The following is a 12,011-nucleotide window of genomic DNA, read 5'->3' on the forward strand; positions in this document are numbered from 1 at the left end:
TTCGTCGGGGTGCCGTGCACCGGGGTCAGGTCACCGAACGTGAAGCCGTTGCGAGAAATTCGTCCGATTCTCGCAACGGCTTCACGTTCGGTGCGGCCGGGCTGCACAGGGTCGACCCACACGCCTCATTGGTCACATCTACCTGGCTGTGCTGCAGACCTGGTGACAAACACATGACACCGACGAACGTATGAGCGCGACCACTAGGCTGGCGTCAATGAGAGACTCGGTGACGATGCCGTGTACCTGGGGCCGTCTGACGGGTCCGTCCACCGGGCGCGGCACGGTTTCGCGGTGACCGGGCCGGACATCGCGCGGGTGGCGGCGTCCACCACGCGCCGCCGGCTGAACGGCACCCCGTTCGACGCGCGGCGTTGGCTGCTGACCGCACGGCGGCCGTCATGAACCTCGACGCCAACGCGGCCTCAATCCGGGCGGCCTGCGACGCCGGGCTGCTCGCCGGCGCGCTGACGGTGGTCTGGCAGCGCGGAAAAGTGTTGCAGGTCAACGAGATCGGTTACCGTGACGTCGACGCCCGGATGCCGATGCAGCGCGACACGCTGTTCCGGATCGCGTCGATGACCAAACCGGTCACCGTCGCGGCGGTAATGAGCCTGGTCGACGAGGGCAAGCTGGCGTTGGGCGACCCGGTCGTGCGCTGGCTGCCGGAGTTCGCCCGGATGCGGGTGCTGGACGACCCGGGTGGACCGCTGGACAAGACCCGTCCGGCGCAGCGCGCCATCCTGGTCGAGGATCTGCTCACCCACACCGGCGGCCTGGGGTACGGCTTCTCGGTGAGCGGGCCGATCTCGCGGGCCTACCTGCGGCTGCCGTTCGGGCAGGGCCCCGACGTCTGGCTGGCCGCGCTCGCTCAGTTGCCGCTGGTGCATCAACCGGGCGAGCGGTTGACCTACGGCCATGCCATCGACGTGCTCGGCGTGCTGGTGTCGCGGATCGAGGACAAACCGTTCCACCAGGTGCTCGACGAGCGGATCCTGCAACCACTTGGCATGCGCGATACCGGGTTTCACGTCTGCGCGCAGGCGCGCGGCCGCGCAGCGACCATGTACCGCCTCGACGACGAAAACCGGCTGCGCAGCGACGTGATGGGGCCACCGCACGTGTCGCCGCCGGCGTTTCCCAACGCCGGCGGCGGGCTGTGGTCGACCGCTGACGACTACCTGCGATTCGCCGAAATGCTGCTGCACGAAGGGATTCTCGACGGCCTGCGGGTGCTGTCGGCGCAGTCCGCGCGGGCGATGTGCACCGACCGGCTCACCGCCGAGCAGAAGCGGCATCCTTTCTTGGGAGCACCGTTTTGGATCGGCCGCGGATTCGGGCTCAATCTTTCGGTGGTGACCGATCCGGCGAAGTCGGCTCCGCTGTTCGGTCCGGGCGGGACCGGGACGTTCGGCTGGCCGGGCGCGTATGGGACGTGGTGGCAAGCCGACCCGAGCGCAGATCTGATCCTGCTGTACCTGGTGCAGAACATGCCCACGCTGTCCGCGGACGCCGCCGCCGCCGCCGCGGTCGCCGGAAACACCTCGCGGGCGCGGTTGCAGGCGGTGCAACCCAGATTCGTCCGGCACACGTATCGCGCGCTGGGTTTGTGAGAGCGCTGGGTTTGTGACAGCTCTGGGTTTGTGAGAGCGCTGGGTCTATGACAGCGCTGGGTCTATGACAGCGTGAGCGCCGGTGTGACCCGCAACCGACCGCGGACCGCTGCAGACCTACTGCGCGGCCGGCGCGTCAGGCGTGGCCGGGACCTGCAGGCTGCCGGGGCCCGGCATGGCGCCGAGGTCCAGCCCGCGCAGATCGAGCCGGCCCAGATCGGGTCGGGAGGTCGACGGGTCGAACAGCCGTCCGAGGTCGGGCAGCCCACCCGGGGGATCGATCACCTCGGTCGTCGGGCCCGTCACCGTGTCCGGGGCGATGATGACGCCGTCGCGAACCGTCAGCCCGCCCAGGAGGTCCTGGACGTTGAAATCACTCGACTCAGAACCGACGGGCTGCACCGCAGGGACCTGGACGTCCGGCAGCCGCGGGCCTGCCGGCGCAACGACAATCACGGCGGCGCCTGCAATGGCGACACCGCCGATGAGGTAGGGCCGATAGTCGAACCGCATGTCCGTTCCGTTTCTCGTCAACCGCTGTGTTCCCAGTGAACTTCTGCGATCATACCTGAGACCGCGCTGATAGACAATGAAATCGGCGCTTGGTGTCGCCGGGTGTCTGTCACCTGGCGCCGAGGGCTCACCCGCCGAACTCGTCGTCACCCTCGGCGCCGCCGCGGGAGATCTCCATCCAGCGGCGAACCGGCAGGTCCCACCGCCGCGACGCCCCCTCCGTGACGTCGGACAGCGACCGCACCACCGCCTGCGCCAAGCCCATGATCGCGGCCATCACCGGCAACAGCGGCGACAACGGCCTGGCCACCGACCGGACCGTGCTGATACGCCGTGCCACCACATAACGCTGCACCGCGTGGTACAGCCAGGCTCCGACACCCAGCGCGTAGATCGCCAACGCCGCTGCGATCACCGCCTGCCCGGTCGCCGCGCAGGCGACGGCCCCCAGCACCACCGTCGCCGCCAGCAGGCCGGCGATCGCCACCCGCAACTCCAGCCGGGTCACGAGCCCGGCCCCTGTTCCGCCGCCGTGCGGACTGCCCGGGCGGCGGCCCGCAGCTGCGGAACCACCGCCGTCACCTGGCCCAGCACCCCGTTGACGAAGCCGGGCGACTCGTCGGTGGACAGCTCCTTGGCCAGCTTTACCGCCTCGTCGACGGCCACCGGCGCCGGGACGTCGTCGGCATGCAGCAGCTCCCACACCGCAACCCGAAGGATCGCCCGGTCGACCGCCGGCAGCCGCGGCAGCGTCCAGCCCTGCAGATGCGATGAGATCAGGTCGTCTATGTGCGGGGCGTGCTCGGTGACGCCGCGCACGACGGTCGCGGTATACGGGTGCAGCGGCGCCACGTCGGGTTTCGCGGCGGCCAGCGCGGCCCGGGCGTCGGCCGCCTCGGCCGGCGTGATGCCGCGCGCCTCGGCTTCGAACAACAGGTCGATGGCGCGCTTACGCGCCTGATGCCGTCCTTTGACCGGCCGCATGGTCAGGCACGGCCCAGGTAGCTGCCGTCGCGGGTATCCACCTTCAGCGTATCGCCGGTGTTGACGAACAGCGGCACGTTGATCTGCGCACCGGTCTCCAGCGTGGCCGGCTTGGTGCCGGCGCTGGACCGGTCGCCCTGCAAACCCGGCTCGGTGTGCGTGACCTCCAGCTCGACGGTCACCGGCAGCTCGATGTACAGCGGCGCCCCGTTGTGGAAGGCCACCTGAACGGGCATGCCCTCCAGCAGGAACCGGGCCGCGTCGCCGACCAGCGACTCCGGCAGTGGATGCTGTTCGTAGTCGCTGCTGTCCATGAACACGAAGTCCGCGCCGTCGCGGTAGAGATACGTGGTGTCGCGGCGGTCCACGGTGGCGGTTTCCACCTTCACGCCGGCGTTGTAGGTCTTGTCGACGACCTTGCCGGAGACCACGTTCTTGAGCTTGGTGCGCACGAAAGCCGGGCCCTTGCCGGGTTTGACGTGCTGGAAGTCGACGATCTGCCACAGCTGGCCGTCGATGACCAGCACCAGCCCGTTCTTGAAGTCGGCGGTCGTTGCCACGGTCTTCGGTGTCTCCTACAGGACGGTCAGTTCCTTGGGGAACCGGGTGAGCAATTCCGGGGTCTGCCCGAGGGCTTCGACGACAAGTGTGTCCTCGATGCGGACACCGCCGCGATCGGGCAGATAAACACCGGGCTCCACGGTCACCACGGAGCCCGCCGGAAGTGTACCCGCGGCCGTGGCGTTGATCGCCGGCGCTTCGTGGATCTGCAGACCCACGCCGTGACCCAGCCCATGGCCGAAATGCTCGCCGTGCCCGGCGCCGGCGATCAGCTGCCGCGCCGCGGCGTCCACCGCGGACAGGTCGGCGTCCGGCCGCAACGCGTCCCGCCCGGCCTGCTGCGCGGCGGCAACCAGGGCGTAGATCTCCCGCTGCCAGTCGGCGGCCCGGCCCAGCACGAACGTGCGGGTCATGTCGGAGTGGTAGCCGCCGACCAGCGCGCCGAAGTCGATCTTGACGAAGTCCCCGGCGGCCAGCACCGCGTCGGTGGGGCGATGATGGGGTATCGCCGAATTCGGCCCGGCGGCCACGATCGTCTCGAACGACACCCCGTCGGCGCCGCGGTCGAGCATCAGCGCCTCCAGCTCGCGGGCCACCTCGCGCTCGGTGCGGCCGGGCCGCAGCCCGCCGCGCTCCGCCAGATCGGTCAGCGCGGCGTCGGCCGCTTCACAGGCCAGCCGCAGCAGCGCCACCTCGCCGGCGTCCTTGACTTCGCGCAGCCGCTCCACCAGCTGCGACGCCCGGGCCAACTCGACGTCACCGGCCTGGGCCGCGAGCGCGTCGAACCCGTCCACGGTGACCACATGGCTTTCGAAACCCAGCCGCCGCACACCGGCGCCGGCCGCGCGCCGAACCAGGTGCGGCCCACCGGCCCGCTCGACGGCCACCTCCAGGTCGGGGGCCTGCCGGGCGGCCTGGGTGCGGTAGCGGCCGTCGGTGGCCAGCACCGGGTCCCGGTCGTCGGCGAAGACCAGCAGCGCAGCGTTCGACCCGGTGAAACCGGACAGGTAGCGCACGTTGACCAGGTCGGTGACCAGCATCGCGTCCAGCCCGGCGGCGCCGATCCGGTCGCCGAGATTGAGTCGCCGCCGGGAATGTGTCACGCCCGGTCACGCTACTCGCTACGCTGAGGGCCCATGACTACCTGGATGCTGCGCGGCCTGGTGTTTGCCGCCGCGATGATCGTCGACCGACTGTTCCAGGGTGCGCTGATCAACGCGTTCCCGACGCAGGCGGGATCGATCAGCGTCGTGCTGCTGGCCTTCTTCGTCGCCGCAGTCGTGGTCTGGGGGGTGATCGACGGCCGCGCCGACGCCGCCGCGCACCCGGATCCGGACCGTCGCGACGATCTGGCGTTGCGCTGGTTGCTGGCGGGTCTGCTGGCCGGCGTGGTCAGCGGCGTGGTCGTCTGGCTGATATCGCTGCTCTACCAAGGGATTTATGCCGGCGGACTGCTCAACGAGATCACCACGTTCGCGTCATTCACCGCGCTGTTGGTCCTGGTAACCGGGTTGGGCGGCGCGACAGCCGGCCGCTGGCTGACCGACCGCAACCCGCCCCCCGTCCCGCACCTTGGTGGCGACGGGGAGGAGCGCGCCGACACCGATGTGTTCGCCGCCGTGCGCCCGGACGTCGCCGCCGCCGCGAACGGCGCCGCGACCCAACTGCAGACCGCGCCGGTGGCCACCGCCGAATACGAGGAGCCCAGCGCGCCGCCCGCCTACAGCGAGTCACCCACCGAAGAGATCCAGCTCAGCGATATCGAGGTGCCCCCCGAGGCCGAGCCGACCGCCGACTCCGAGACCGATCAGCCGTAAAGCGTCGCCAGGTAGCGCAGGGCCAGCAGGTAACCCTGCGCCCCGAGCCCGACGATCACCCCGGTCGCGACGGGACTCAGGTAGGAGTGCCGCCGAAAGTCCTCGCGGGCATACACATTGGAGATGTGCACCTCGATCAGCGCGGCGCTCAGCTCGGCGCAGGCGTCGCGCAGCGCCACCGACGTGTGCGTCAACCCGCCCGCGTTGAGAATCACCGGTTCGTCCGCGTCGGCCGCCGCATGGATCCAGTCCAGCAGCTGGGCTTCGCTGTCACTTTGCCGCACAACGACTTCCAGCCCGAGGTCGGCGGCCTCCCGTTCGATCATCGCAGCCAGGGCGTCGTGGGTGATAGCGCCGTAGACCGCCGGCTCGCGCCGGCCCAGCCGGCCCAGGTTCGGTCCGTTGACGACGTTGACCCGAGTCACCCCGCGCTCACCTCCGCATAGGCCGCCACCAGCAACCCCGGATCCGGGCCCTGCAGCCGGCCCGGTTTGGCCAGCCCGTCGAGCACCACGAAGCGCAGCACCCCGGCCCGGGTTTTCTTGTCGCCCGCCATGTACTCCAGCAACTGCGGCAGCGCGCCGGCGTCGTAGCTGACCGGCAGCCCCAGCGACGTCAAAATGCTGCGGTGCCGGTCGGCGGTGGTGTCGTCGAGCCGACCGGCCAGCCGGCCCAGCTCGGCGGCGAACACCAGGCCCACCGACACCGCGGCGCCGTGCCGCCATTGGTAGTGCTCACGGCGTTCGATCGCGTGCGCCAACGTGTGGCCGTAGTTGAGGATTTCGCGCAGCTGCGATTCCTTCTCGTCGGCGGCCACAACGTCGGCCTTGACGGTCACCGCGCGCCGGATCAGCTCCGGCAGCACGTCGCCGGCGGGGTCGGTGGCGGCGCGCGGGTCGGCTTCGATCAAGTCCAGGATCACCGGGTCGGCGATGAACCCCGCTTTCACCACCTCGGCCATTCCTGCCGCTATTTCGTTGTGCGGCAACGTTTCCAGGGTGGCCAGGTCGGCCAGCACCGCGATCGGCTGGTGAAACGCGCCGACCAGGTTTTTGCCGGCCTCGGTGTTGATCCCGGTTTTGCCGCCGATCGCGGCGTCGACCATGCCCAGCAGCGTGGTGGGCACGTGCACGATCGGGACACCGCGCAGCCAGGTGGCCGCGGCGAAACCTGCGACATCGGTGGCTGCGCCGCCGCCCAGGCTGACCAAGGCGTCCTTACGGCCGATTCCGATGCGGCCCAACACTTCCCAGAGGAACCCGACGACAGGTAGATTCTTGCCGTCCTCGGCGTCGGGTATTTCGATGCGGTGCGCGTCGACGCCCTTCTCGGCCAGCTGGGCGCGGATGGCCTCCGCGGTCTGCGTCAGCACCGGCTGGTGCACGATCGCCACTTTGTGCCGGTCCGCGAGCACGCCGTGCAGTTCGCCGATCAGCCCGGTGCCGATCAGAACCGGGTAAGGCGGGTCGACGGCCACCTGCACGGTGACCGGTGCGGCGATGTCGGTCATGTGCCGCCCTCGGCGCGGCGGGCGGCGGCCAGCGCGGCCAGCGTGGCCGGCGTGGGCGGCGGCCCGGCCTGGGCGTCCAGCCGCCGGGGCGCCGACGACGCGCGCCACCGCGGCCGGTCGCCAGACCCCGCGCCGTCCAGCCTCGACAGGATGTCGCCGACGACAGCGGCGGGGTTGCGGCGGTTGGTGTTCACCCGGATGGTGGCCACCCGCCGGTACAGCGGGACGCGCTGGGCCATCAACGTGCGGAAGGTCTCGACGCGGTCGGGCCCGGCCAGCAACGGGCGGGCGGTGCTGCCGCCGGTGCGCCGCACGCCTTCGGCGGTGCTGATTTCCAGGAAGACGACGGTGTGCCCGGCCAGCGCGGCGCGCACACCGGGGGTGGTGACCGCGCCGCCGCCCAGCGACACGACGCCGTCGTGGTCGGCCAGGGCAGCGCGGATCACCTGCTCCTCGATGCGGCGGAATTCAGGCTCGCCGTCGGTGCCGAAAATCTCGGCGACGCTGCGCCCGGTCTGTTCTTCGATCATCGCGTCGGTGTCGAACAGGTCCACCCCGAGCGCCTTGGCCAGCCGCCGCCCGATCGTGGACTTGCCCGAGCCGGGCATCCCCACCAGCACAGCCCGCGGTGCCATGGCTACCCCGACGCCGCCCTGGTGACCGGCTGCCGGCCGGCCACACAACGCAGATAGGCATCGACGTTGCGGCGGGTCTCGGTCAGCGAATCGCCGCCGAACTTCTCCAGCACCGCGCGGGCCAGCACCAGCGCCACCATGGTCTCGACCACCACAGCGGCGGCCGGGACCGCGCACACGTCGGAGCGCTGGTTGATGGCGACGGCCTCGTCGCCGGTGGCCAGGTCGACGGTGGCCAGCGCCCGCGGCACCGTCGAGATCGGTTTCATCGCCGCCCGCACCCGCAGCGGCTGGCCGTTGGTCATGCCGCCCTCCAGTCCGCCGGCCCGGTTGGTGGAGCGCACGACGCCGTCGGGTCCGGGAAACATCTCGTCGTGGGCGGCGCTGCCCCGCCGCCGCGCGGTGGCGAAGCCGTCACCGACCTCGACGCCCTTGATCGCCTGGATGCCCATCACGGCTCCCGCCAGCTGGCTGTCCAGCCGGTTCTCGCCGCTGGTGAACGAGCCCAGCCCGACCGGCAGCCCCACCGCGACGGCCTCCACCACGCCGCCGAGGGTATCGCCGTCTTTCTTGGCGGCTTCGATCTCGGCGATCATGGCCGCCTCGGCCGCCGTGTCGTAGGCGCGCACCGGGCTGGCGTCGATGGCGGGCAGATCCGCAGGTTGCGGCGGCGGGCCGTCGTAGGGCGCCGACGCGCCGATGGAGATCACATGGGAAAGCACCTCGACGCCGAGTGCCTGCCTGAGGAACTGCCGCGCGATGGTGCCGGCCGCGACCCGGGCGGCGGTCTCGCGGGCGCTGGCGCGCTCCAACACGGGCCGGGCGTCGTCGAATCCGTACTTGAGCATGCCGGCGTAGTCGGCGTGGCCGGGCCGCGGGCGGGTCAGCGGCGCGTTGCGGGCCCCGCCTTCCAGGTCGAGTTGGCCCTGGTCGACCGGGTCGGCGGACATCACGGTCTCCCATTTGGGCCATTCGGTGTTGGCGATCTCGACGGCGATCGGGCCGCCCATCGTGTGGCCGTGCCGCACTCCGGCCAGCACCGTCACCTGATCGCGTTCGAACGTCATCCGGGCGCCGCGGCCATAGCCCAGCCGCCGGCGGGCCAGCTCGGCGGCGATCTCGTCGCTGGTGACGGCGACACCGGCGACCATGCCTTCGAGCATCGCCACCAGGGCTCGACCGTGGGATTCGCCGGCCGTCGTCCAACGCAACACGTGTCCCATCTTTCCATGTCGGCTCTTGGCTCAGGAAATCTGCGGGAGGCCATCAAGACGACCGACGTTGGACATATGTCTCGTCGTCGAATTGCTATATCCGATTCATGTCCAGACGTACAACCATCGACATCGATGATGCACTACTGGCCCGTGCGCGAGCTGACAGCTCGGTACTACCGGGCTGAAGGACACGGTCGACGCCGCCTTGCGCGCGGCGGTGCGGCAGTCGGCACGCGCACGGCTTGCTGCGCGAATCGCCGCGGGCGCGGGGATAGATCGGTCCGAAGCACTACTTGCGCAGACTCGTCCGGCGCGGTGACGGTGTTCTGCGTCGATACCAGCGCATGGCAGCACGCGGCGCGCCAGGAAGTCGCCGACCGATGGTTGGCGGCCTTGTCTGCGGATCAGGTCGGCATCTGCGATCAGGTGCGGTTGGAGATTCTTTACTCGGCCAGGTCCGCCACCGACTACGACGCGCTCGCCGGTGAACTCGACGGCTTGGCCCGGATCCCGATTGACGGCGAAACCTTCGCTCGCGCACACCACGTGCAGCGCGAGCTTGCCCATGTCGGCGGTCTGCATCACCGCAGCGTGAAGATCGCCGACCTGATCGTCGCGGCGGCGGCCGAACTCTCGGGCACCGTCGTGTGGCATTACGACGAGGACTACGAGCGAGTGGCTGCGGTCACCGGGCAACGTACACAATGGATCGCGCCCCGCGGAGCCGTGTAACCGTTAGCGCCGCTCTGTTACGCCGCAATGGAGCCCAGACGAATTCGCCTGGGAGACCTGAGCGTGGTCGTGGCCGCCGCGGATGAGGCGTCGGCGCCGCAATGGAGCCCAGGCGAATTCGCCTGGGAGACCGGCGTCGACCTAATGAGTTGAGAATTTCCCGATTGGCCGCAATGGAGCCCAGGCGAATTCGCCTGGGAGACAGCACCGACGTGGTGTACCTGTTCCCGCAAGGGAACGCCGCAATGGAGCCCAGGCGAATTCGCCTGGGAGACCCCCCAGGGCTCCGGCGTTGTTGATTGCCGGCTCTGTGACCAGCGGTGATGAACTTGGGTGATACGGCGTTTCGGTGTCGGGCAGGCACGGGCTTCTCAAGGACGATGAAGTTGTTGATACTCAACCGTCCCGTTGGAGTTGCCCGTGCCTGCCCATGCAGTATCACCCGTGGAGTCGATCGCGGCGGCATTAGATCGCTGGCGCGCCGGGGAGCGCGCGCCGACGTTGAGTTCGGAGTTGCTCGATGTGCTGGCGTCGGTGCCCGACCCGCGCGATCCGCGCGGGCGGCGTTATCGGTTGGCCGCACTGTTGGCGGTCGCGATACTGGCGACTGCGGCCGGCATGCGCTCCTACGCCGGGTTCGCCACCTGGGCGGCCACCGCTCCCGCCGACGTGCTGGCCCAGGTGGGTATCCGGATGCGCCGGCCCAGCGAGAAGACGTTCCGCACGGTGCTTTCGCGGCTGGATCCCGCCGATCTCGACCGCCGTCTGGGTGTCTACTTCACGGCCCTGGCCACCGCGCAGACGACCGTTGGCGGCGGGCTGCTGGCGGTGGCGCTGGACGGCAAGACCCTGCGCGGGGCACGACGGATGGGCGCGGCGGCGACGCATCTGGTGTCGGTGTTCGCCCACCACGCCCGACTGGTGCTGGGCCAGCTCGCCGTCGCTGAGAAAAGCAACGAAATCCCCTGCGTGCGAGAACTTCTGCGCATGTTCAAAAACCGGGTGCGGCTGCTGGTCACCGTGGACGCGATGCATACCCAGACCGCGAACGCCAAACTGATCTGCTCCACCCTCAAATCGCACTACCTGATGATCGTGAAGTCCAACCAGCCCAAGCTGCTCGCCCGCATCCAAGCCCTGCCCTGGGCCCAGGTGCCGGTGACCGCCACCGACGACGATCACGGCCACGGCCGCGAAGAACGCCGCACCCTCAACGTGCTCACCACCGCGCGCGGCATCGGATTCCCCTACGCCAAACAGATCATCCAGATCACCCGCGAACGCGTGATCACCGCGACCGGGCAACGCAGCCGCGAGATCGTCTACGCGATCTGCAGCCTGCCCTTCGAGCACGCCCACCCAACCACGATCGCCGCCTGGCTGCGCCAGCATTGGGGCATAGAAAACGCCGTGCACTACGTGCGGGATGTGACCCTGGCCGAGGACGCCTCGATGATCCGCACCGGTGCCGCACCACAGATCATGGCAAGCCTGAGAAACACCGTTTTGAACCTGCACCGCCTGGCCGGCGCGGACAACATCGCCGAAGCCTGCCGCGCCACCGCCTTCAGCGCCAACCGCGGACTCGACCTGCTCACCGACTACCAAAACACCAGGTCACAAGCGTGCTAATCAACAACGCCGGAGCCCTGGGAGACCCCCGATGAAATCAGCGCCCTTGGCCATGCCGGACAAGCCGCAATGGAGCCCAGGCGAATTCGCCTGGGAGACGAAGTAGTCGAGGATCTGAGACTGGCGCACGAGGTCGCCGCAACGTCTCCCAGGCGAATTCGCCTGGGAGACGTTGCAGGTTCGAGCCCGGCGAGGTCGCGCCACCGTTGCCGCAATGGAGCCCAGGCGAATTCGCCTGGGAGACCCTACGTGAGGCCTACGGTACTGTAGTTAGTAGTTTGGCCGCAATGGAGCCCAGGCGAATTCGCCTGGGAGACGGGTGTGGCCCCCGCACGCCAACGCGGCCAACAATCGCCGCAATGGAGCCCAGGCGAATTCGCCTGGGAGACACCATCGGATATTTTGTTCCCCCCGACCGCTAGGACCCGCCGCAATGGAGCCCAGGCGAATTCGCCTGGGAGACGCCGCGCCGCCGTCGTGGGGAGTGCCCCCGCCGGTGGCCGCAATGGAGCCCAGGCGAATTCGCCTGGGAGACCCGCGCACACCTACCGCATGGTCGTCATCGCCAGCGTCGCCGCAATGGAGCCCAGGCGAATTCGCCTGGGAGACCGTGCGGGCAGGCACCCTCTTCCACGCGCGATGCGAGCCGCAATGGAGCCCAGGCGAATTCGCCTGGGAGACCCGCGCCGCCTGGTCGTACATCAACATGCCCAAGAACCAGCCGCAATGGAGCCCAGGCGAATTCGCCTGGGAGACTACTCACCCCGAACACCGCCGACCCGGTGACTGGCTTGCCG

12 protein-coding genes, 2 pseudogenes and 2 CRISPR repeat arrays are annotated in these 12,011 nt (G+C 69.5%); of the genes and pseudogenes, 5 read left to right on the forward strand and 9 right to left on the reverse strand.

What is annotated here, in order from left to right; translation table 11 throughout:
- The first annotated feature begins 401 nt into the window (after positions 1 to 401).
- On the forward strand, positions 402 to 1,613 hold the full coding sequence (locus ABDW21_RS13775; RefSeq protein ID WP_343710579.1) for a serine hydrolase domain-containing protein: 1,212 nt from the start codon (positions 402 to 404) through the stop codon (positions 1,611 to 1,613).
- 117 nt (positions 1,614 to 1,730) lie between these two features.
- Here ABDW21_RS13775 and ABDW21_RS13780 read toward each other — a convergent pair whose 3' ends face one another.
- From ABDW21_RS13780 to ABDW21_RS13800, 5 genes are all read right to left on the reverse strand, one after another.
- Positions 1,731 to 2,126, reverse strand: coding sequence for a hypothetical protein (locus ABDW21_RS13780; protein ID WP_343599905.1), 396 nt, complete (start codon positions 2,124 to 2,126; stop codon positions 1,731 to 1,733).
- A 127-nt stretch (positions 2,127 to 2,253) separates the two neighbouring features.
- The gene (locus tag ABDW21_RS13785; RefSeq protein ID WP_343599906.1) at positions 2,254 to 2,634 is read right to left on the reverse strand and encodes an antitermination protein NusB; all 381 of its coding nucleotides are present in this window, start codon (positions 2,632 to 2,634) and stop codon (positions 2,254 to 2,256) included.
- Positions 2,631 to 3,110 (reverse strand): transcription antitermination factor NusB, encoded by a 480-nt coding sequence (nusB, locus tag ABDW21_RS13790; RefSeq protein WP_343599908.1) that lies wholly within the window; start codon positions 3,108 to 3,110, stop codon positions 2,631 to 2,633. Before nusB ends, ABDW21_RS13785 begins: the two co-directional genes overlap by 4 nt.
- Before the next feature lie 2 nt (positions 3,111 to 3,112).
- Positions 3,113 to 3,670 carry an elongation factor P gene (gene efp, locus ABDW21_RS13795; RefSeq protein ID WP_343599909.1) on the reverse strand — a complete coding sequence of 186 codons (558 nt, stop codon included), beginning with the start codon at positions 3,668 to 3,670 and terminating at the stop codon, positions 3,113 to 3,115.
- A 15-nt stretch (positions 3,671 to 3,685) separates the two neighbouring features.
- The gene (locus ABDW21_RS13800) at positions 3,686 to 4,774 is read right to left on the reverse strand and encodes a Xaa-Pro peptidase family protein (RefSeq protein ID WP_343599911.1); all 1,089 of its coding nucleotides are present in this window, start codon (positions 4,772 to 4,774) and stop codon (positions 3,686 to 3,688) included.
- Positions 4,775 to 4,807: 33 nt separating this feature from the next.
- On the opposite strand from ABDW21_RS13800, the gene ABDW21_RS13805 reads away from it, so the two are divergent.
- Positions 4,808 to 5,488, forward strand: a complete 681-nt coding sequence (locus tag ABDW21_RS13805) for a B-4DMT family transporter (protein ID WP_343599912.1) — start codon at positions 4,808 to 4,810, stop codon at positions 5,486 to 5,488.
- On the opposite strand, the gene aroQ is transcribed toward ABDW21_RS13805, so the two are convergent.
- The 4 genes from aroQ to aroC are packed head-to-tail and all read right to left on the reverse strand — an operon-like array spanning position 5,479 to position 8,847.
- Complete coding sequence (gene aroQ, locus ABDW21_RS13810; protein ID WP_343599913.1) at positions 5,479 to 5,913, reverse strand: type II 3-dehydroquinate dehydratase; 435 nt, start codon at positions 5,911 to 5,913, stop codon at positions 5,479 to 5,481. The two genes, ABDW21_RS13805 and aroQ, sit on opposite strands and share 10 nt — an antisense overlap.
- Positions 5,910 to 6,998 (reverse strand): 3-dehydroquinate synthase, encoded by a 1,089-nt coding sequence (aroB, locus tag ABDW21_RS13815; protein WP_343599914.1) that lies wholly within the window; start codon positions 6,996 to 6,998, stop codon positions 5,910 to 5,912. The genes aroQ and aroB overlap by 4 nt, the downstream gene beginning before the upstream one ends.
- On the reverse strand, positions 6,995 to 7,633 hold the full coding sequence (locus tag ABDW21_RS13820; RefSeq protein ID WP_343599916.1) for a shikimate kinase: 639 nt from the start codon (positions 7,631 to 7,633) through the stop codon (positions 6,995 to 6,997). The genes aroB and ABDW21_RS13820 overlap by 4 nt, the downstream gene beginning before the upstream one ends.
- Positions 7,634 to 7,635: 2 nt before the next feature.
- Positions 7,636 to 8,847, reverse strand: coding sequence for a chorismate synthase (gene aroC / locus ABDW21_RS13825; protein WP_343599965.1), 1,212 nt, complete (start codon positions 8,845 to 8,847; stop codon positions 7,636 to 7,638).
- Positions 8,848 to 8,942: 95 nt separating this feature from the next.
- Between aroC and ABDW21_RS13830 the strand changes: the two are divergent.
- From ABDW21_RS13830 to ABDW21_RS13840, 3 genes and pseudogenes are all read left to right on the forward strand, one after another.
- Positions 8,943 to 9,073 (forward strand): annotated as a pseudogene (locus tag ABDW21_RS13830) (type II toxin-antitoxin system VapB family antitoxin); the annotation flags it as partial.
- Between the two features lie 92 nt (positions 9,074 to 9,165).
- Positions 9,166 to 9,582, forward strand: a complete 417-nt coding sequence (locus tag ABDW21_RS13835; RefSeq protein WP_343710580.1) for a PIN domain nuclease — start codon at positions 9,166 to 9,168, stop codon at positions 9,580 to 9,582.
- 20 nt (positions 9,583 to 9,602) lie between these two features.
- Positions 9,603 to 9,858: direct repeats of the CRISPR family, unit length 38 nt; unit sequence CGCCGCAATGGAGCCCAGGCGAATTCGCCTGGGAGACC.
- A gap of 297 nt (positions 9,859 to 10,155) precedes the next feature.
- Positions 10,156 to 11,137, forward strand: a pseudogene (locus ABDW21_RS13840) (ISAs1 family transposase); the annotation flags it as partial.
- 67 nt (positions 11,138 to 11,204) lie between these two features.
- Positions 11,205 to 11,970: a CRISPR direct-repeat array (repeat unit 36 nt; unit sequence GCCGCAATGGAGCCCAGGCGAATTCGCCTGGGAGAC).
- Positions 11,971 to 12,011 lie beyond the last annotated feature (41 nt).

The organism is Mycobacterium sp. (assembly GCF_039583805.1).
Taxonomy (GTDB): domain Bacteria; phylum Actinomycetota; class Actinomycetes; order Mycobacteriales; family Mycobacteriaceae; genus Mycobacterium.

Coding starts and splice junctions, on each gene's coding strand:
- ABDW21_RS13775 (WP_343710579.1), top strand. CDS start 402: ATGAACCTCGACGCCAACGCGGCCTCAATCCGGGCGGCCTGCGACGCC.
- nusB (WP_343599908.1), bottom strand. CDS start 3,110: ATGCGGCCGGTCAAAGGACGGCATCAGGCGCGTAAGCGCGCCATCGAC.
- ABDW21_RS13805 (WP_343599912.1), top strand. CDS start 4,808: ATGACTACCTGGATGCTGCGCGGCCTGGTGTTTGCCGCCGCGATGATC.
- aroB (WP_343599914.1), bottom strand. CDS start 6,998: ATGACCGACATCGCCGCACCGGTCACCGTGCAGGTGGCCGTCGACCCG.
- ABDW21_RS13780 (WP_343599905.1), bottom strand. CDS start 2,126: ATGCGGTTCGACTATCGGCCCTACCTCATCGGCGGTGTCGCCATTGCA.
- ABDW21_RS13820 (WP_343599916.1), bottom strand. CDS start 7,633: ATGGCACCGCGGGCTGTGCTGGTGGGGATGCCCGGCTCGGGCAAGTCC.